General features: G+C 54.1%; 16 protein-coding genes and 1 pseudogene. 2 read left to right on the forward strand and 15 right to left on the reverse strand.

The genetic code is table 11. From position 1 onward, the window contains the following. Positions 1 to 83 precede the first annotated feature (83 nt). Positions 84 to 434 (reverse strand): Rieske (2Fe-2S) protein, encoded by a 351-nt coding sequence (locus IDH45_RS09625; RefSeq protein ID WP_190926957.1) that lies wholly within the window; start codon positions 432 to 434, stop codon positions 84 to 86. Between the two features lie 18 nt (positions 435 to 452). Beyond that, complete coding sequence (locus tag IDH45_RS09630) at positions 453 to 1508, reverse strand: amidohydrolase family protein (protein WP_190926959.1); 1056 nt, start codon at positions 1506 to 1508, stop codon at positions 453 to 455. 178 nt (positions 1509 to 1686) lie between these two features. Here IDH45_RS09630 and IDH45_RS09635 point away from each other — a divergent pair, with 178 nt between their 5' ends. Then, a complete protein-coding gene (locus IDH45_RS09635; RefSeq protein WP_190926961.1) occupies positions 1687 to 2463 on the forward strand; it encodes an AraC family transcriptional regulator in 777 nt (258 codons plus the stop codon). A 1014-nt stretch (positions 2464 to 3477) separates the two neighbouring features. Here IDH45_RS09635 and IDH45_RS09640 read toward each other — a convergent pair. The 10 genes from IDH45_RS09640 to catA form a co-directional block, all read right to left on the reverse strand. Beyond that, positions 3478 to 3807 carry a four-helix bundle copper-binding protein gene (locus IDH45_RS09640; RefSeq protein ID WP_190926963.1) on the reverse strand — a complete coding sequence of 110 codons (330 nt, stop codon included), beginning with the start codon at positions 3805 to 3807 and terminating at the stop codon, positions 3478 to 3480. Positions 3808 to 3889: 82 nt separating this feature from the next. Further along, positions 3890 to 4309 (reverse strand): DUF1801 domain-containing protein, encoded by a 420-nt coding sequence (locus tag IDH45_RS09645; RefSeq protein ID WP_190926964.1) that lies wholly within the window; start codon positions 4307 to 4309, stop codon positions 3890 to 3892. A gap of 231 nt (positions 4310 to 4540) precedes the next feature. Further along, on the reverse strand, positions 4541 to 4723 hold the full coding sequence (locus tag IDH45_RS09650; protein ID WP_190926966.1) for a hypothetical protein: 183 nt from the start codon (positions 4721 to 4723) through the stop codon (positions 4541 to 4543). A 134-nt stretch (positions 4724 to 4857) separates the two neighbouring features. Beyond that, positions 4858 to 4989 (reverse strand): hypothetical protein, encoded by a 132-nt coding sequence (locus IDH45_RS34615; RefSeq protein ID WP_263364798.1) that lies wholly within the window; start codon positions 4987 to 4989, stop codon positions 4858 to 4860. 217 nt (positions 4990 to 5206) lie between these two features. Further along, positions 5207 to 6514, reverse strand: a complete 1308-nt coding sequence (locus tag IDH45_RS09655) for an ABC transporter substrate-binding protein (protein WP_190926968.1) — start codon at positions 6512 to 6514, stop codon at positions 5207 to 5209. 1291 nt (positions 6515 to 7805) lie between these two features. Beyond that, the gene (locus IDH45_RS09660) at positions 7806 to 9740 is read right to left on the reverse strand and encodes an FAD-dependent oxidoreductase (RefSeq protein WP_190926969.1); all 1935 of its coding nucleotides are present in this window, start codon (positions 9738 to 9740) and stop codon (positions 7806 to 7808) included. Between the two features lie 403 nt (positions 9741 to 10143). Beyond that, entirely contained in the window at positions 10144 to 11151 is a 1008-nt protein-coding gene (locus IDH45_RS09665) for a zinc-dependent alcohol dehydrogenase (protein ID WP_190926971.1), read from the reverse strand. A 100-nt stretch (positions 11152 to 11251) separates the two neighbouring features. Beyond that, a complete protein-coding gene (locus tag IDH45_RS09670) occupies positions 11252 to 11503 on the reverse strand; it encodes a helix-turn-helix transcriptional regulator (protein ID WP_223836530.1) in 252 nt (83 codons plus the stop codon). 5 nt (positions 11504 to 11508) lie between these two features. Then, positions 11509 to 11664: a cupin domain-containing protein gene (locus IDH45_RS09675; RefSeq protein WP_190926975.1), complete on the reverse strand. Its 156-nt coding sequence runs from the start codon at positions 11662 to 11664 to the stop codon at positions 11509 to 11511. A 30-nt stretch (positions 11665 to 11694) separates the two neighbouring features. After that, positions 11695 to 12345, reverse strand: coding sequence for a type A chloramphenicol O-acetyltransferase (catA, locus tag IDH45_RS09680; protein WP_190926977.1), 651 nt, complete (start codon positions 12343 to 12345; stop codon positions 11695 to 11697). Between the two features lie 818 nt (positions 12346 to 13163). On the opposite strand from catA, the pseudogene IDH45_RS09685 reads away from it, so the two are divergent. Further along, a pseudogene (locus IDH45_RS09685) lies at positions 13164 to 13796 on the forward strand (transcriptional regulator). Between the two features lie 668 nt (positions 13797 to 14464). Here the strand turns inward: IDH45_RS09685 and IDH45_RS09690 are convergent. The 3 genes from IDH45_RS09690 to IDH45_RS09700 form a co-directional block, all read right to left on the reverse strand. After that, the gene (locus IDH45_RS09690; RefSeq protein WP_317891184.1) at positions 14465 to 15583 is read right to left on the reverse strand and encodes a response regulator; all 1119 of its coding nucleotides are present in this window, start codon (positions 15581 to 15583) and stop codon (positions 14465 to 14467) included. A gap of 29 nt (positions 15584 to 15612) precedes the next feature. Next, positions 15613 to 18684 carry a hybrid sensor histidine kinase/response regulator gene (locus tag IDH45_RS09695; RefSeq protein WP_190926979.1) on the reverse strand — a complete coding sequence of 1024 codons (3072 nt, stop codon included), beginning with the start codon at positions 18682 to 18684 and terminating at the stop codon, positions 15613 to 15615. 162 nt (positions 18685 to 18846) lie between these two features. Further along, complete coding sequence (locus tag IDH45_RS09700) at positions 18847 to 19758, reverse strand: SDR family oxidoreductase (protein ID WP_190926981.1); 912 nt, start codon at positions 19756 to 19758, stop codon at positions 18847 to 18849. Between the last annotated feature and the right edge of the window lie 96 nt (positions 19759 to 19854).

Below are 19854 nucleotides of genomic sequence, written 5' to 3' on the forward strand. Positions count from 1 at the left end.
ATCCTGATTCCAGACCATACAGCGCCTGCATATGCGCTGCGGGGCAACCGTTGCATTGCAATGCCGACATTACATTACAATGATTACATTACAATGCCGACCTTGCCGCCCTCCACCTGCACTTTGTAGCTTCTCGTGCGTACCTTCTCGCTGAATACCGATTTGCCGGTCTTGATCTCGAACTCCCAGCCGTGCCACGGACAGCGCACCAGTTCCCCCTTGCGGCCATACTCGTACTCGTAGACGAGGGACGGCAGCGTCGTGCCGCATATCGGGCCTTTGCATAAAGGAGCGCCTTCGTGCGGGCACCGGTTATGCAGAGCGAACAGCTCGCCGCCGACACGGTATACGCCGATCGACCGGCCCTCCACCTCCACGATAATCCGTTTGCCTTCCTCGATCTCGGCTTCGTCAGCCACGTAGTAAACTGCCATCGTAGTCGCTCCCCCTGTCTACAGCTGGTACAACCGCTTTGCGTTGTCATAGTAAATTTTTTGCCGCGCCTCCGGGCGGAGCCGCTTCAATATTTCCGTCGGCACATCGTTGTCCCAGTGCGGATAATCGCTCGAGAACATCAGGAAGTTTTCCGCGTCGATCATATCGAAGATGGCAAGCAGATCTTTCGGATCGTCCGGCTCCTCGATCGGCTGCGTCGAGAACAGACAGTGGTCGCGGATATATTCGCTCGGCATCCGTTTCAGCCACGGCACCGAGGAGCGAAGCCCTTTGTAGTTTTTGTCCAGACGCCACATCAGGTGCGGCAGCCAGGCGATGCCGCCCTCCAGCATCACAAACTTCAGATTCGGAAATTTCTCGAAAACCCCTTCGCAGACGAGACTGATCAGGTGCGCCATATAGTTTTGGGACAGCGCCGTGTGCCACTCCAGATACCGCGTAGGATAACCGGACGGCGTAGGCGCATGCGTCCCGCCGGCTCCTTCCGTCCCCGGATGGATCGCTACGGGCAGCCCGTGGCGCTCGGCCGCCTCATAGATCGGATGGAACTGGCGCTGGCCGAGCGGAGCCCGCTGGCCGCTTCCCATAATGACGCCCACCATCCGCGGATGATCGGCCATCCGGTCGATTTCGCGGGCAGCGAGCAGCGGATCGTGCGCGGATACTAGAATCGAACCGCGAAACTCGGGATATTTCAGCCAGCGCTCGGCAAGAAAATCGTTGTACGCGGAGGCGATCACCGCCCCGTGATCGGGATCGTGCATCGCGGATACGCCCATCAGATCCCCGGTGAGGATCGCAACTTCAATCTGATATGGCACCAGCAGGTCCTGAATCAGAAATTCGGGGTCGGAAGCGGACGGGCCTCCGGAAGGCGGCCTGCAGTCCTGCCGGTTCACGCCGAGCGGATTATAGTAGCCGTGGCCGGGGAGACCCAGCCCCGAGCTCTCGACCCGGGACCTCCAAGGCTCCGGCAAATAGGGAAGAAGATCCCTCGGGCTCTTTAACGAGTTATGGACGTCGACGTCAATTACTTTTTGATTTGGATTCATTGTGGATTCACCCTGCCCTTTCACAGTCGGTTCGGCTTGTTTGGGAATGTGTCGTTCGTGTCGTTCGCCGCTTTCATATTTTTATTGTAAATCGCTTCATATTGAATTACGATTGGTGATCATAGCATTTTTTTAGTGATTCTTCGTTTTTGGAATGGCAAAGGAGGCAGCTTAGCGGATGGAGATCTATAATATCGCTTTTCAGCAAGCCGTTAACGGCAATTGGGGGGTGCCGGAATCCACGGTGAAGCATCATGTGCTCTTCCTTATCGTTAGGGGCTCCGCGACGTACCGTTTCGGGGACGAGACGGTTCACATCCGCAAAGGCGAAGGGTTGTTTTTCCCGAAGGGCTCGTTGCGTTCAGCCGTATCGGACGGAGAAGAGCCGATTCAACTGTATTCAGCACACTTTAGGGATACTCTTCCCGAAGATCTCGCTCTGCTGCAAAACGGGATATTCCAGCTGATCCGTCCGCTCCATTACGACTATCTGAAGCAGCGGTTCTCGATGCTGAATGAATGCTGGATCGGTAAAATGCCGTACTACGAGCTGATCGCGCGCGGCATCCTGTCGGAGATACTCGGGATCGTTCAGCGCGAGCTGACCGGCGGCGCCCACTCGGCTTCCCGCCGCAACCTGGCGCATCGCATCCAGCAGCACATCGTCCAGCATTACAACAAGCCGCTTCGGATAAGCGAGCTGGCGGAAACGGTGAACCGGTCGCCGACCTACGTCTCCACCGTGTTCAAGGAAGTAACCGGACGCACGCCGATCGAATACATGCACGAGGTACGCATCTCCGCCGCCCGCGAGCTGCTGCTTACCGACAACATGACGATCGGGGAAATCTCCGAATCGCTTGGCTATTGCGATCAGACGTACTTCAACTACATGTACAAAAAAATCGTCGGCCATCCGCCCTCCCATACATTGAAAATTCAGAATCCGCTGTAGAGACGAGACGCGCTGGGCTTGCCTCCGCCTCGGGCAGCGCCTCCCTGGTGTGCACAGAGAAGGCTGCGGGATTTATTGAAAAGGGGCTGTCCCGAGGGTCTCAAAACAGGGGGAGGGTCCCCCTTTCAAACGAAAGGACCTCAAATTCCACTGTAACGTGGGGACTGAGGTCCTTTTTCGCGAGAAAAATCGGTTCTAGGCGAGGCCCGAAAAATCGCAGTACGGCTTTGGAGACAGCCCCTTCTCTGACGTGCAAACCCATACGCCAGCGCGCGGGAGGGAACGGGAATTTCGGCTCAAACCGCACATTGTTGAGGTTTTGCGGGAACAACCCGCCTTTTATTAAAGCCCGTCCCCCTCTTTCCTGCGAGCAGGCCGTATTCGACTTGGCTGACACGGATTGCGGACTGGCTTTAACACAAATAGGAGTCTTTGGCCCCCCTATTTTCGGCATATTCGGATGATGGATAAAAATAGAGGCGGTTTGCACCCCTTATTTCAACCAACTGGTCGCATCTGCACCCTTTTCGCCGATATTAGCAGCTTCAAACCGCTTTTATTCCGTGTCTCCAAGCGTGTTTTCGAGCAAAATAAGGGGTACAAACCGCTCTTATCCGGCTCTCTTTCCCGCTTGAAGCAGGGCAAAGGCAAAGTGCCGGACGGTCCCCGATGAAGACTTACCGCACCAGCCGACTCAGCAAGGAAGGGGGCCTCTGCTCTGCGATCGGCGGTGTGTCCAGCGCAAAAAAGTAGTCCATAAACAACGGATGAAGTACCGCAATACGCTGCGGCCGCTCCTGGCAGGCGATTGGCACAATTGCATTTTACGATAGCTCCACCGTTCCGCCTTGTCAATCTGTAAAGCTGCCGCAGTTATCCGTTCAACAAAAAGAACCACTGCCTGCAGATCGTTCCCCGCCTGCCGCAATGGCACCTTTCATTTTCTTTGAACCACACCGCCGCTATTCATTGACACATGCAGCTTTCCGTTCGTTCTCTCATGCCTCCATCCGGTTAACCGGCCATCGCCTTGCATGCCAATGCGCAGGAGTAGCACGCTTCGGCGCAGCGCTGACAAGGGTCGTGATCATGCTTTCTGCATTCTTGAGCGCAAGCTTCGCATACCTCTGCACAAATCATACAGATTTGCTTCGCATACGAGCTGTTCAACGACATCGCCTGGGCGGCGAAGGCGCAAATCTCCGCGCATTCCCGGCTGAGGCGTATGCTTGCCTTCAACATGCCGGCATGGTATTCCTCCAGGCAAGCCTGGTAACAATGATTGCAGGCCATCACAGCTTGCAGGCATTCTTCCATACAACTCTGTATTTGTTCGGTTGACATTAGCGGAACCTCCCATCGGCCGTATACTGTTTCTTACCCCGGCGAGTCTGGTTGAAACCACCATGCGCTCCGCAATTTTCGACTAAACCGCCGCCTCCAGCCATTTCCTTATCACTTCGGTCAGCTTGTCCCGGCCTGCTTCGACATCGCTCCTGCCGGCAAACTTGACGATGGCCCGATCATTCGCCGCCCAATCGAGCAACCCGGTATCGTCCTCGATCAACCGTTTATTCTCCGCATGCCGCTTCGCCTTCGCCCCGCAATGAAACACCAGTCTGAACATTTCTTTTCCATGAAGCTGAAACGTGATTCGGTCTTCGCCGTTCATACAAAAGCTAGGAGCATTCCACTTGATATGCTCCGTCAGCCGGTCGTCCGCCCCCAGAATGATCGTCCGGACGTCTTCGATCTCCGGCTTCAGCGGATGTTCGAGCTCATTCAGGAAGAGCAGGACCTGCTCGCTGCCGGTTAATTTGGCCGTTTTCTTCAGATTCGCTGCCATATACGCGTACGCTCCTTACCGATCTGCCGCCGGGCCCGGGACGTCTTGTTCCCCCCGATTTCGGCCGGCGATCCTGCCAGCCGCGATCGTATGCGGCTTGTCGCTCGTTATGAGAAAGGGCGGCAGTCATCGTTTATTGGTATACCGTCGTCAGTTCCATTTTAAGCCAAACTGCTCTTTTCGTATATGCCTAGTTACGTATATATAAGATCCCGGCTGGCGGCCGGCGTATCACAGCCTGTATTGCCCGGTCGCATCAATAAAGGGGCGGATGCCTGTCCAATCGTCCTTCCAGAAGTCGAAACGGATGTAAGCTTCATTTCCGTTGTGAAAACCGGTTCGGTCGAAAGGAATATTCGTCAGGCGGTCGATTTCCGTCTGCAGCGCTGCCCCGCCTTCGCCGTCTCTGCGCACAATCAGACCTCGGACCCGGTCGTCCGCGAGCAGCGTCAGGAAGTTGCGGTGTTGTTTGCCAGCGAGCTTGTACTCGATACAGTCTCCGCGCTTCGGAACGGATACGAGGATGTTGGGCTTCCATGCCTCGTGGTTCAGTGCTCCAGCACGTTCAGGAACGCTTTCGTCACGTTATTCTCCAGCTGAAGAACCGGAGATTCGCCTGACCGGCCGCTCGTCTGGCCGCGAAAACCCGATAAATCATCCGTTTGCGGCCAAACGCGCACGAAAAATGCGCCTCCTCAGACGGGAAGGCGCATCGTTTGCCATTGCGATAAAGGGGGTACCGGGATGTGACCCGGACCCGGAATCGAGCTAGCCCCGCGGGAAGGGGAGTGCGCTAAGGCGCAAGCCGATTCCGCTAGCCGGCTGCGATAGCAGGAAGGCACAAGCCGATTGTGAATGCTAAACCGCTTACCCTTCCTGCTGCTGGTGCTGGTGTTGCTACTGCTTCCCTTTCTCGGCTTCGACCAATTTGTTCACCGCTTCCTCCGTCTGCTTCAGCGCTGTATTGACGTCCATCCCGCCGTTCAGATATTGTCTGAATACCGTGACGGCCGCGCTTTCCGCTTTGCTGCGATAGATCGAGGCGACCGGGTACGGGACCGGCTTGCTTTTGAAGATCGAAGGCAGGTCTTTGTTTTTCAGAGCCGGGTTCTCGCTGCCGAGCGCATCCTTCACCTTCTCGCTCCGGAGCGGAGACAGTCTGCCTTTCTGGGACAAGGCGAGCTGCACCTCTTCTGAAGACATCAGATCGATGACCTTGGCGACGTCATCCTTGTACTTGCTCGGTTTGGTGCCGACCGCAACATACACGCTTGCATTGCCGTAAGTGTTCGGCTGCTCGGGATAGCTCGGGTATTGGGCGACGTCCCAGTTCAGTCCTTCCTTCTCCGCACTCGCCAGCTGGTTCAATATATTCAGATCGAGCAGGATCGCGAGCGTTTTGCTTTTCATAAACTGATCCTTAGGCGATTCCGCTATATAGCCGTTGCCCGGGATGTCGTAGATCGACTTCGCCAGCTCGAATACTCTTCTCCATTTGTCGGTATTGATAATCGCTTTGTCCGTCTTCGGATCGATGACCGCAATCGATAAAGGCTGCGACATCCAGATGATCGTAGATCCGGGATCGAGGCCGCGGTATTGGGTTCCACCTTCTTTACGCGTCAATTTCCGGGCCGTATCGAGCAGTTGATTCCAGTTCATCCCGTTCGTCGGGTACGCGACCCCGAATTTATCGAAAATGTCTTTGTTATAATACATGGCGTGGTAGTTGACGTTGACGGGCAAGCCGTACAGCTCGCCTTTGTCCGAAGCGTTTTTGACATCGTTTATATACGTGGCTTCGAACCGGCCCAGATCGCCTCCGTTCGTTTGGAACTGAGGCGTCATATCGTATACGAGCTCTTTGTCCCGGTACGAAGCCAGATTGCCGTTGAAGGTGATGATAATATCGGGGGGAGTGCCGGCCGCCAGCAGCGCATCGATCGTCGTCCCCTGGCTCTCGGGGTTGTAGTTGATCGTGATGTGCGGATACTTCTTCTTCAAGTGCTCGTTTACGATCGCCTGGAATTCCTGGTCGACGACGGCTCCCGTTCCTTGAACCGCCAGCTGCAGCGTGATCGGATCTTTGTTGACCTCCGGTTTAACCTGCTGTCCCTTCTCGCCGCCTTCCTTGCCCCCGCATCCGGCCGCCACCGTCAATACGGCGATAGCCAATACACTTGCCGAAACCACTCTCTTTTTCATTCGAGCCCCTCCCTGATCATGGTAAGTGCCACGCGTGTGTTTCTAATTTCATAGTAAAGAATTTTGTAAGCGCTTTACATGCACATAATGATCAAACAGCTTATACTTTATTTCAAGCAGGGCGGCAAAGGGGCAGCGGCTCCCGGCGGGGCGGGCTTTGGGCCTGTGGGGGGGGAGCGAATTCCCTCCTCACCTCGCGCGACTACCGGTGCGCGGTGCCCAGTCACTCAAGGGCTGACCACCCCTTGCTTGCTCGCAGGCGTAGGGCCACGGGCAGGGGGATGGTGCAAAGCGTTTTGGCTCATTCTGCTAAATATTTCTGCTTCCCTGCGGGGAATCATGTAAACTTCGACTATTTTCAGAAAGAATCCTGCATCTGTGCAGGAATTTGCTCCAGTCCGAACAGAAAGGTTCAACTTTGCTGAAAATTTAGTCTCTCCGGCGCTTTTTTGAGATCAGCTTCTCAACGACAAAACGAAGCTTTTTTTACAAGGAAAAACTCTGCGTAAGCGGAGGTTTCTCTGAAAAAATATTTTACTTATCAAGTTAACGCTTTGGCAATGTCAAAACATTCCTTAAAGTTGAAATAAGCTTCCGACCGGAACCCTTCTCCACCGTGCACGCCCCCACTAAGCGGGAGCCTACCTTGAAAGCAGAAAATGCGCATTCTTGCTGAAACGAAATGCGTGCGGGACCTGTAACAAATTAAAAGCTTTGTCACCCTTTATTTGGGTCATTTGGATACGATAGGTACGAATAAAGGCGGTTTTCACCCCTTATTTCAACCAATCGGTCGGGTACGCACTCTTTTCGCGGATATTAGGATACCCAAACCGCTCTTATTTCCCCATCCGAGCGGGTTTCGGTCAAAATAGCGGGTACAAACCGCTCTTAATCGAGCCGACTCCTTCCCGGCTACATGCAGAGCAGAATGCCGCTTTTCTCGAAATAACGCTTCGGGATCGGACCTCTTATCCCATTCGCACACGTTAGTATCCTCATAAACCAAAACCGAAGGAGCCGCCCCTAAGGGGTCGTATCCCAGGGAAGCGCCCCGATTTTCCAACGAAAGGACCTCAACTTCCACGGTAACGTGGAGGCTGAGGTCCTTATTCTTGAGGAACACCGGTTGGAAGCGGGGCGCGAAAAATCGCAACATAACTTGGGAGACCGTCACCCAATCCCCATTTGCATCAGCACTAGCACCAGCATTAGCGTCAGCACCAGCACCAGCACCAGAAACTAGCACCAGCACCCTCATCATCATCTCTGAGTCAGACAGCCAAGGCGATTATTGGCTTCGCGAGAGCTTCAGCAGCTCGTACAGCGCCGTAACGAACTCGCCGCAGGTGACAAACTCCGGACCGCCCTCCTCAAGAGGACTGCGGTACTCGACTCCGAGCGAGCGGCGGGCGGCTGCGATCCACCGTACCGCCATCGGCCGCGACAGGTTCGGCTTCGCCGCCCAGTACGTCCGGTACGGCTCTTCCTCCGCCAGCTTGCGCGGCCCGATATCCGTGCCGGCCGGTGCGATCCGGTCCGTCGCGGGAAGCGCCGGCAAGCGAGCGCCGCCGGGCAGCGCTCTGGCCAGGTTCAGCCACATGGAGGCGTCGGCCAAGGTGCAGCTCTCGTCCGGGCGCGCTTCGTAGCTGGTGAAAAACGACTTTGTCCCGAAATATTGCAGCGCCGCGTGCGCCGGGTGATTCGCCTTCACATCACGGAAATAGGTGATCAACTGGTTCGCTTCGATCAATTCGTCCTGCAGCTTGTCGATGCAGATCTGCTGAACGCAGTTCCCGAGCGTCTGGCTCATCGAAGCGGCGGCTCCGGCGGCAAAGCCGAGCTGCAGCCAGAACGGCTCCATCCGGATCGTTCCGAAGCCCATATGCGTAGCCGATACCGCGACCGGAACGAGCAGATTCGTTACCTGCTCCGGCACCATTACGCCGAACGGAATCTGATACACTTCGGTCAGCTTGCCGAAGCCGAGGAACCCTTCCAGCGCCCGATTTTGCCCGATCGGCTCCCGCTTGCGGGTCGCATGGGAATCGATCGCATAGTCGCCGGTCGCTATACTGTCGTAATGCACGGGCGACCGGTTCAACCCCGGTGCGAGTCTGGCATCGTTTTCCGTAAACACGTACCGTCCGACGATCCTCCTTGCTTCCCGCACATAGATTTGCGGTGGGAAATGGCCGGTCTCCGGGAATTCGTCCGCCGCATACCCCCATTTCCGCGCCTCCGCCCGGAACGTCTCCGGCAACTCTCCGTCCTCCTGAAGAAACCAGAGCAGCCCCTGGATGTATTCCCGATGGCGAGTCGCGATCCGCTCCCGCTCCGAACGGTTTCCTTCCGGGTAGCCGTAATTTTCGCCCGGCAGATCCGTCGAGCACGAACAGTTATGGTGATTGTTCGTATCCGTTTTGCCGTTGGGGATAGGCGACAGCTTGATTACATCGCCGAATGTTTTCAGCCGGCCCGCCGCAATATCGCCGAGCAAGCTGGTATATTCGTTGCGGTCGTAATGAGCCGGTTTGGTAAACGGTACCCGGTTATCCGGATTGTTCGTCATACAGAGCCGGAAATTGTACGCTTGCAGCAACTCGTCGCCTTCCCCCGTACTGCCGGGAAGAATCTCCTTCGTGTTGTATTCGCAATACAGCTTGCCGGCCAGCTCCTCGTTCCATTCGTCACGGGATTCGCGTCCGATCCGGTACGGCACACCGGCCATGGCCGCCAGATCCCCCTCATACGTGGCGTCGATAAACTGATGCGCATGGTACGCCGTTTTCTCGCCCGACCGCACATCCTCGGCCTCCATCCCTGCAATCCGTCCGCCTTCCATCCGAACGGAGAGAAGCTGCCGTTCAACTAGTACGGTAATCCCGGGCTCATTTCCAAGCAGCGTATGCATCACTTTACGCGCTACGGAAGGCTCGAATCTCAAGCCTTCGCAGCAATCCTTCACCTGCTGCGACTGCTCGCCGTATACGGATACGTAGTGCGCATGCACAAGCGTCAGAAATTCGCCGAACACCGATCCGGACGTATCCACCGAACGGATGTCGGTCTCTCCCAGACCGCTCGTCATCAAACCGCCGACGAAAGCGGAAGGTTCGATCAGAAGCACGCGTTTCCCGCGCCGCGCCGATGCGATGGCCGCACCGATGCCGGCAGGTGTTCCTCCATATACGATCGTATCCGCCTGAGTGTGTAAAGGTTGCACAGTAAACTCTCCTCTATGTTCCCATATTGTTCGATCTCGTTCTCTCGTTTCGTTTCACTTCTTCGCCCGATCTTCTCGGTCCGTTTGCTGGGTGCCGTTGGAATCGGTTCCGTCTGTAACCCATTATAAGCTTCTGTTCCGCCGCTTCCAGTTTCATTTTAGTTTAATCAAAAACCCGGCAGCAGCAAGGCATCCAGCGATCGTTGAAGGGAATTACATAATGTGGGGGAGCTGATCCTTCCATCCCCGCCCGAGCGGAAAGGTTCCTCTGTCCAAACCGAGCCGCCCTCCGGACTGTCAATCCGAGGTAAGCTCTACACGACAAACCCGCAGGACACATTCCTGCGGGCTCCCGTCACTATTCTGCTAATACGTTCAGCTTCACACTGCCTCTTGCCCGCGGTCAGCCTTCCGTTGACAGCTTCGTCCAATCCAGCATAACGCCCATAACCGAACTCCGGTTTTTGGCCAATAGATCGTAAGCGGCAGCCGCCTCAAGCGGAGAATACCGGTGCGTGATTAATCCGGACACCTCCATCCGGCACTGGAGCAAATAACGGATAAACAAGCCGGCCATCTCGGTATGGGTCCAGGACCGGTACGTCATAGTGCCGTGAATACCCAGGATCGACACGGAATTTGTTACGACGTTATGCCCCATCTCCTGACGCGAAGGCGTCGCCGTATCCCCCAGCAATATTACGCGTCCCAAAGGTTTGACGAGCTTGGTGGCCCGGGCCAGAACCGCCGGATGACCGGTTACGTCGAAGACAACGTCCAGCATTCGGCCTTCGGTTGCATGACGGATCTCTTCTTGTGCTTCACCCGCATCCATAGCGAGCAGATGAAGGCCCGGACGTTCCTGAATCAGCTTCAGGCGGTCCTTCGCCGGGTCGATGGCGAAAAGCTGCTGCACCCCGGAAAGAGCCAAATATTGCGTAACAAGCTGTCCCAATAGGCCGAGTCCGATCACGCCGACCGTCTCCCCGAGCTGCAGCTCCGCTCTTCTTACGCCGAGCTGCGTCGTCTTGGCGAGATTGATCCACGCTCCCTGCTCGTCGCTGATCCCTTCCGGAAGCGGGCATACCCGCCCGGCGTCCGTTTTAAAGTATTGGGCGTGCGCATTCTCGACAAACACCCGGTCGCCCTTCTGTATGCCGCGAACTTCCGTTCCAGCGTCAAGCACTTCCGCCACCATCGAATATCCGGGACGAAACGGATATCGGACCCAGCCCGCCCAGTTCGTATCCGCGTCGAATACGCCTTTGAGACATTGCATCTCCGTGCCTGTACTGATCAGCGAACAACGTGCGGCGCACAAAAGCTGCGAAGGCCCGAGCGAAGTTTCGAGCGTTTCCTTGCGTACCTCTACCTTTTCCTTGTCTGCGAATACGATGTTTATGGTGTCCATCCTGGAACCTCCTCAAGTCGGAATAAATTCCTCTTGGGAGTATTGTATAACCGGGAGGTGCAAACAACGTAGAGCATGCCTTTGTTGAAGTTTAACACTTTTACAGGTTGAACAGCCTTTTGTATTGCCTCGGGGATATGCCGGTATATTTCTTAAACAACCGGGTAAACGTCTGAATATCGTTAAAGCCGAGAATCCGGCTGATTTCGGTAATATTCATCTCGCGCATTTCCAGAAGCTTCTTCGCCTTGGCGATCTTGATTTCACGCTGGAGCAGAATCGGCGATGTGCCGAACATTTCTTTGAACCGGTTGCTGACATAAGTCGGATTCATATGTAAATCTGCGGCCAGCTCCTTTAACGAAAGCGTTGCCCCGGGGTGATCTCATAGATTCGATCCCGGACCCGCAGCTTGGCCGAGCCGCTTTTCACATAGGTCATCATGTAATAGTGCTCGAACACGCGATTACGGTAATTCATCGCACGGAGCCTGTGGATATCGAATTGAAGCACGTTCAGCTCCGCCGTTTCCAGTAAATCGTTTCATAACCAGTCCGTACATGCCTCCGCCCGCTCCTGCAGATCTCGAAACAACACGCCGGCATGATAGCCATCGCATACGGCATGGTGAAGCTGTGCCGATAAGGGGATCATTATTTTCCCGTCTTGCGGGAAATATTTCCCCATCGTAAAAATAGGCAGCAAATAGGTTCCCTCGTTATAGATGTTCAAGTTAAAGCCCGTGAAGCTGACCCAGGGAATACTGGAGATCGGGAACGTATTCGGCGGCTCGTTTGGTTTTGCGGCCAATCCTTTGACGTTTCCATACTTATTGCTGTCGTCCAGATAGCGGTTGTAAAATGCATGAAAATCGTCGCAGTACGAAGTCCATATGGACGAAAAAGTTTTATCGTCGTCATGGAAAATCGTATAGCCGGGAGACATCCGGTCCCAATAGCCTAACCGGCCTTCGGCATCGAAACAGGTGCGAAACTCGAGGTGGCGGTTCACCACGGCGGTGATCATGTGCAGCAGGGCCGGGTACAGCTTGATCCTCTTTAGCCTGACTTCGGCCAGCAGCCTCGTAACGTCAAGGTTTGCCGTCATGCTGTACGTGCATCGGACACGGTCTAAATAATGTTCAAAGTAAGGTTTCCGGCTCCATGTATCCAAATCAATCCGAGTGAAATTCATCGTATCGTCCCTCCTAGAATAGTGGATTGCTATTTTAGGAGGCTGAATCCACTGCTTTAATCATAACCTCATCACATTCCTGTTCGTTTTTGTGTTCATTATACCATCCGGCTTGCCGCGGCTCCAAAGGACAGTTTGGCTATAACGGTCGCGAAAAGGCGTGTGCGGCTTTACGAGTCCGCTAGGATAAGAAAAGCTTCTAGACAAAGCCATTTCCACGATGAATGCCTCTGGCGAAAGCGAAGGATTTTCAGGGTAAGGCAAATGGCGTGTCATTTTACCGCTGTAACGCCTTAGTAAAATAAAAACGCTAAAAAAGGAACCCGCCGGCAACGGGCCGCGGGTTCAAGGTTTATATTATAAAAGGGGTCTATTTCATAGTAACGTTCGAACCTTAATGTAACGTGAATCGTTTGTTACATTTGGATTACAAAATCGTAACCGCTAACACAGAGCTTGCAGGAAAAACGTTAACGGACTTGGACATAGCTTTTGTCAAAAGCGTTTGTCTGTATGCCATCCGGTTGCGAAGGTGGAAATGGAGATGGAGATGGAAACCAGGGCCTGACTTTTGATTTGCACGCGGGTGAGGCGCTAGGCAGTATTCCTGCATTTAAGAATGATCGTCCGGGGGGGAAACGCCTGGAGGACGCTCTTTTTATCAGAGGATCACGTGTACACAATTGTCGGATTCGGGATAATCGGTTATACTCTAACCCTATTGAATCGGCGTGAAGCATATGCCGCTTTAATACGAGCGTCTGTTTATGGATGCCGTATTGGAGCGGCTTTTTGTATGGATGAAAGGAGACGGGGCAATGAGCTTTTTTACTAAAGCTTATGAGGAATGGCTGCAACAAAAAATGGCGAACGAGAAAAATCCGAGAAGGCGTGAATTCCTTGAAAAAGGATTGACCCACAGCACCGTGGAGTTTCTACGATCCTGTTGGTATCCAACAGTCGGGAATTTGGATCATCTGTACCCCGAATGGGAAGTTAAGGATGTTCATAATGCCGTACGTTATCTCGATTTGGCGTATATTCCGGGAGGCGCCAAAGGCTGCATTGAAATCCAAGATTATCGCTCTCACGCCAGAGACATCGGTGTTTCACGCTTCAAGGATTTGTGCAAGAAACATTCCATGCTGGCACTCGACGACTGGACACTGCTCACTGTCGCCTACCTCTCAGTAGTCGAAGAACCCGAATTTTGCAAACAGCTTGTACTAGCTTTTATCGGAAAATTTATCTCCACTCCTGTATAGTCCGACTTGGATTGGGCTGAAGCAGAAGCGCTTCGATTCGCGCGCCGTCTGCTCCATTGTTTTTCAGCCGCCGAACTGGCCGGTCACCTTCAACTTTCCGATCGTCACACACGGCGTATCTTGCATGGCTTAGTCGAACGAAATTTGTTAATCGTAGTCAGCGGGAAACAGCGATATCGGACGTAGCGGCTCTGTTGGGAGCGGAAGTCGTGAACGGTGTATGAGAACAAAAACTCTAACGGACACAGCGGCCGTTATTACGGTGAATTTCGATCATTTTGATTTCTAACGGACATAGATGCACTTATTTGGTAGGAAACGTATCTTTTGGAGGTGGTTCGGAGTAAATAAGCGCTGTGGTGACCGTTACATCTAAAAAAACTGTTTCTTAGCGAAATAACCTCCACCATGTCCGTTAGAGTTGGGTTTAGCTTATATTCCGGGCCGTTAGAGCACGGTTAGCTGAAACTCTAGGACATTAGAGCACGGTTAGCTTAATTCCGGGCTATCAAAGCAGGGTTAGCTTAATTCCATGCCGTTAGAGCATGGCTAGCCTAATTCCGGGTTGTCAGAGCATGGCTAGCTTAATTCCAAGCCATTAGGAGCATGGTTAACTAAAACTCCGGGCTCCTCACCGCTTTAACAAGGTGAAGAAGATCTACATGCAATCTTGGGTTCGGAAAGCGGCGCTTCAAGCCTGCACGGCCCGTTTGTCGGCCACCCGTTCTGCGATGCGGCACGTTCGCATGCAGATTGCATTTCAACCCCTGCCCTGCCGGGCGTACAAAAAAAAGCTTCTGCGGCACCCGTTCCCGCAAAAGCTTCTTAGCTTCTTCTTCCCTATTCGACAGCCTTCACCCCAGCCAGGACGCGACCCGGTCCCTCAGCTCCTGAGGAGGCTCCAGCCCCAGCACTTTACGGTACGTATGCTCGAATACCGAAAACTGTCTGACAATCTTCTCCTTATCGCCTCTCATCGCATAAAGCCCCATCAAGGTCCGGTTCATCTCCTCGTGTACCGGGTACAACGATACGTACGCTTCCAGCCGCTGCTCCGCCTTCAACCATTTCTGCTTGGCGAGGTCCTCGGCAAGCAGATAACGAACGAGCGCCGTATATTTGTTGAAATGGGCTTCCTCCAGAGGCATTTTCCACAGGTACGGCTTCCCGTCGAGCAAAGGCCCTTTGTACAGGGCGCACAGCCGTTCCGCTTGCTCCGCATCTTTCGGATCGCCCGTCAAAGCGTCGTATTCCTTCTCAAAGGCTAACACATCGTATAACACGTGTCCCGTATCCAGCAGGTAGCCTTCGTTAGACTTCTGTATATCCATGCCGATTCCGTTCTCTTTCAATAGTTTCTTCAACCGGTAGATCGTGTTGTGCAGATTATGGGATACCCGCTCCTCTTTCATATCCGGCCACAGCATATCGGCGAGCTGCCATTTGCTCTGTTCCTTACCCGGATGACACAGGAAATAGGCGAACAGCTCCTCCGTCATGCGTGTCGGAAAACGAACCGGAGCTCCCTCCGGACTCCGGACATCCAGTCCCCCAAAGCATTTGATCGCAGAAGTCCAATCCCTGTGCCCGTTCAGGACGACGGGACGATGCAGCTTCAGGAGACGCTCCGCGACCCGTTCGATTGCCGCCGGCGTTACAGGCTTCAAAATATAATCCAGCGCGTATACATCGAACGCTTCCAGCGCGTAGTGCTTGTAGGCGGTTGTAAATACGATTTTGGTCCGTTCCGATAACCTGCTGATGTTTTGCGCAAGCTCGAGCCCGTTCATCCTCGGCATCTCCACGTCCAGAAACGCGACGTCCGGCTCGAGGCGCGGCAGATGGTCCAGCGCCTCAAGCGGACTAACGAACGTTCCTGTGATCGTAAAATAGGGGTTGCGGCCGATGATGACCTTCATCAAGTCCAAAATCGGCTTTTCGTCTTCGACAATAAAAACTTGAAACAGAGCTATTCCTCCTCTCTCAGTAAGTCAGCCCGTCCTTAACTGGCCGGCAGATACATCATTACTTTAGTTCCGAGTCCCGGCTCGGAGCGGATCGTCAGAGCGGCACCCGGTATCGTATCCAGACGTTTGCGGATATTGGAGATGCCGATGCCGCCGGTTTTTCGCTCGCCTGCAGACAAGTGATACAGCAAATCGTCCGGAATTCCGACCCCGTCGTCTTCGATCGTTACTTGAATATATCCCTCGACTTCGCGAATCGCAAGCGTTACCTTCCCGGGTCCTTCTTTTTCGAACAGCCCGTGCCGGATCGCATTTTCCACGAACGGCTGGATGCATAAGGAAGGAATTTCGATGCGGTTCAGTTTCGGGTCGGAGGTGCAGACAAAGTCGAACCGCTCCCCGAATCGGGCTTTTTCAATCTCCACGTACGCCTCGATCAGCTCCAGCTCCCGATATAGAGGGACGAACAAGGTAGAACGGTCCATGTCCAGAATGTACCGCAAATATTGGCTGAGCATAGTTAGCAAATAGGCCGCTTTTTCTCCATCCGTGTAGCAAAAGGAGATTACGCTGCTGAGCGCGTTGTACAAAAAGTGCGGTTTGATTTGTGCCTGATGAAACGCGTGCTCGTTGCGAATCGCCTCCTGAATCGAAGTTTTCATCGCGATCAGCGTCTGAATTCGGGCGATCAGCGTCTCCCCGTCAAACGGCTTGGTTACATAATCGTTGGCTCCTGCCCTGAAGCCAAGCGCAATATCCTGCGTAGTATCCTTGGCGGTCGCAAACAGGATAGGCAGATCCAGAATTGAATAGTGTGTGCGCAGCGTCTGGCACAGCTCAATGCCGGACGTTCCCGGCATCATTACATCCAGAATGACGAGATCGACATCCGGATGCTGTTTCATTTTGTCCATCGCCTCTTTGGCCGAGAACGCGACAACCACATTGTAACGATGCCTCTTCAAAATGGTAAGCAAGCTGTGGATATTGGAAGCCTCGTCGTCAACGATCAGTATCGTATCCCCCTGCTGGTTTACAATATCCAGCGGAGCATCGTCGAAAGCGACCCGCCGCAGCTCTTCATAAGCGGATGCCGCTTCGCGGTACACCGGTATCCGTTTTACGGCAGGCAGCGTGAAAACGATGCTCGTCCCCCGGCCAACCTCCGACCAGGCCACCCGAATGTCCCCGCCCATTCGTTCGACCAGCTTGCGGCTGATGTACAGGCCGACGCCCATACCGGTATAACCGTCCTGCGGAAGCAATCCATCCAGTTGTTCGAAATATTCGAAGATCGCATCACGCCGTTCCGGCGGTATACCGGTACCCGTATCTTCGACATGTAGATAAACTGTCTCATTCTCCACGGTCGCGGTGATCTCGATCGTCCCTTGGTCCGTATGCTTGATCGCATTATGGACCAGGTTGTATAACACTTGGCGCAGCCGGTTCTCGTCGGCCAAAACCCATACGTCGGAGTCGACCTGATTGACCAGCCGGACGGCTTTGCCGGCAAGTTCGAATTGCAGCACGTCGCATACGATTTGCGCGGCAACCTTCACGTCCACCACCGTTTGCTGCAAGCGCAGCTCCCCGTGCTTCAAGCGGGTCACGTCAATCAAATCGTGGATCAGCATCGACAGCTTCATGGACGTATCTTTGATCAGCCACAAGTTTTGCTTTTGCTTCGCGGTCAAATTGTTCTCCTCGTCGTCCAGCAAATAGGAGGTCATATTCATAATGCCGTGAAGCGGAGTTTTGATTTCATGGGACGTATTAGTCAGAAATTCGTCCTTCAACTGATTGGATATCGTCAGCTGATGCGTCAAGCTTTCCGTTTTGGCATAAGCGTTCGAGAAACGTACAGCAAGCAATATATTCATGAAGATGATGAAGCTGATGACGCCGAATTTCCCCGCCAGATCCGTAGGAACGAGATTTTCCGCATACAGGCTTCCATCGACAAGAAAGAGGAGGAGCGACACGATCCCGCCGATAAATAGGGCCTGCTCCCTGCGCTCGGACGAGAGCCCTCCGCTTTTGCCGTACAAATAAATCATTCGGCCGATGATGCACAGAATCGCGATACCGAGGTATACATAAAACAAATATTTCGCTTGGATGTGTTCGTGGTAGGGCAGCACGACAACCGCGGCTACGTATACGGCAAGCGGAGCCAGTACTGCCTTCCTCCTCCGGGGCGACATCAGACGAGGGTCCACCGTGCAGAAAAATAAAATAATGACCGCCGCGCTGAGAAATTCGCTTACATCCAGCAGCTTGTAGGCGATTTCGAACGGGAGATCCGGCAGCGTCCGTTGCAAAATCTTCTCGCCGAACAGCGATTTCTGCACGACCAGGATCAGCATATAGAAACCGCTGAGCAAGTACGACCGTTCTCTTCGTCCGATAAAATAAAGACTGAGGTGGTAGGAGCCGAACATGCCCAGAATGAGGATCATCGCAATGTCGGTGCCGAGCTGGATTCCGTTCATCTTGGTCATTGCGTGGTGCAGCCCGAACGGGATCGAATTCACGATGCCTCCGGTGACAAAAACGTGGTTCGACACCTGGATCACAATTTCAACTTCGCGGGAACCGGTGTGGAAAAATGTAGTATACGGCGTATTGCCCGGACGGTATTCGTCAATCCCGGCTGCTGGCAGACCGCTCTCTCCTTCCGGTTTGCCATTGATGAACAGCCGGTGGGACATGCGGACGCTTCTCATTTTCAGTCCGAAAACTTCGTCCGTTACGGGAACGATTACTTTCAGCCGATACGTGCCGTACCCTTTGCGGGTCATGCCGCTATCCGCCAGCTTTCCTTTCCACGTGCCGGGCACCGATAAATAAGCGGGCTCCGGGCGTGTGCCTTGGCGAAAATCCAAAGGCTCCAGCAGTTGATCTTCATAAAACTCCCATTCTCCGTCCAGACGGACAAGCCCTGAGCCGCGAAAATCCCAATCCGATAAATCCAATACCCCCTGCTTGGGAGGCGGCGAGCTTGGATTCGGTATGGATTGGGAATACACTCCGATAAACAAAACGATCGAAATCGCAAAGATCGAGCTGATTCCAGCGAGCTTCCGGTAAAACTCTCTACTCAACGGTTGTTCCCCTCTTCTTGGAAGTCGACAGACAACCTCTACTATACCACGCCGATCTCCCAAAAAAATCACAAAAGTGCAGTAAAAAACCTCCAGATCCGCTTGTACGCTGCGGGGCCGGAGGTTCTTCTCCAAATCTTATTCGGTTGTAACGGAGGAGCGTTACCGGTATCCGGACGGATCTGCCGGCTTGCCTGCCTGCTGCACTTCAACGATATACCGCCAGCAGTCCGGCTTCGAACCGTCCAGATCGCAAAAATCGTATTCCTGCGCAAGCTGGCCGCTGGACACGGAACGACCGTTCCATCGGTGCACCGAGGGGTCTTTCGCCAAAGCCGCAACGGCGCGTCCGACGAAACGCGGCGTCTCGGAGATCACGAAGTGAGGCTCCTTGGCCAAGGCGTCCGTCCAGTTTTCTTCCTTCACGCCGAAATGGTCCAGCATCAGCTCCGAACGCATCCACCCCGGAGTGACCGCTACCGCCGTACAACCGTGGGGAGCCAGCTCTTGGGCCAGCGAACGGGCGATCCGGATCACGGACGTCTTGGCCAGGTCGTAAAACATCGATAGCCGGTAGTTGCTGTCATTGTATTCGGCCGTTCCGTCGGTTACTTCAATCACCAGTCCGTTCTTGCTGCGGATTAACAAGGGCAGCGCATAATGGCTAGTAATCAGGTGCGTGTCGATCGCAAGCCGCAGCATGCGAAGCCCTCCCTCCAGGGAGTGCTCCCATAGCGGCACGTTCCACTGAACCAGATTTTCGCCTCCCCATATATCGTTTACGAGGATGTCCAGTCGGCCCTGCTCACTCTCGATGCGGTCGGTCAACACCCGGACCTGGCCGGGATCGAGATGATCCGTCTGAACGGCAATGCCATGTCCGCCGGCTTGGGTTACAAGCTCAGCCGTTTCTTCAATCGTTTCGGGACGGTTGTATTCAGAACGCCGGGAGCGCGTCGTACGGCCTGTTATGTAGACCGTTGCTCCGGCCGCTCCCAGTTCGACAGCGATCCCCCGGCCGGCCCCGCGGGTCGCCCCCGCCACCAAGGCTACTTTTCCGCTTAAACCTTTCATCGTCTCTCCCCCTCGGTCTCTTGTTCTCTTCCTCATTATACCGCAATAAATATGACAACCTCTGTCATATTGGATTCTCTTTTTTTTCTGTTTTCC

It is taken from the genome of Paenibacillus oceani, assembly GCF_014705615.1.
Taxonomy (GTDB): domain Bacteria; phylum Bacillota; class Bacilli; order Paenibacillales; family NBRC-103111; genus Paenibacillus_AB; species Paenibacillus_AB oceani.

Coding starts and splice junctions, on each gene's coding strand:
- IDH45_RS09625 (WP_190926957.1), bottom strand. CDS start 434: ATGGCAGTTTACTACGTGGCTGACGAAGCCGAGATCGAGGAAGGCAAA.
- catA (WP_190926977.1), bottom strand. CDS start 12,345: ATGAATTTCACTCGGATTGATTTGGATACATGGAGCCGGAAACCTTAC.
- IDH45_RS09655 (WP_190926968.1), bottom strand. CDS start 6,514: ATGAAAAAGAGAGTGGTTTCGGCAAGTGTATTGGCTATCGCCGTATTG.
- IDH45_RS09645 (WP_190926964.1), bottom strand. CDS start 4,309: ATGGCAGCGAATCTGAAGAAAACGGCCAAATTAACCGGCAGCGAGCAG.
- IDH45_RS09700 (WP_190926981.1), bottom strand. CDS start 19,758: ATGAAAGGTTTAAGCGGAAAAGTAGCCTTGGTGGCGGGGGCGACCCGC.
- IDH45_RS09665 (WP_190926971.1), bottom strand. CDS start 11,151: ATGGACACCATAAACATCGTATTCGCAGACAAGGAAAAGGTAGAGGTA.
- IDH45_RS09640 (WP_190926963.1), bottom strand. CDS start 3,807: ATGTCAACCGAACAAATACAGAGTTGTATGGAAGAATGCCTGCAAGCT.
- IDH45_RS09630 (WP_190926959.1), bottom strand. CDS start 1,508: ATGAATCCAAATCAAAAAGTAATTGACGTCGACGTCCATAACTCGTTA.
- IDH45_RS09635 (WP_190926961.1), top strand. CDS start 1,687: ATGGAGATCTATAATATCGCTTTTCAGCAAGCCGTTAACGGCAATTGG.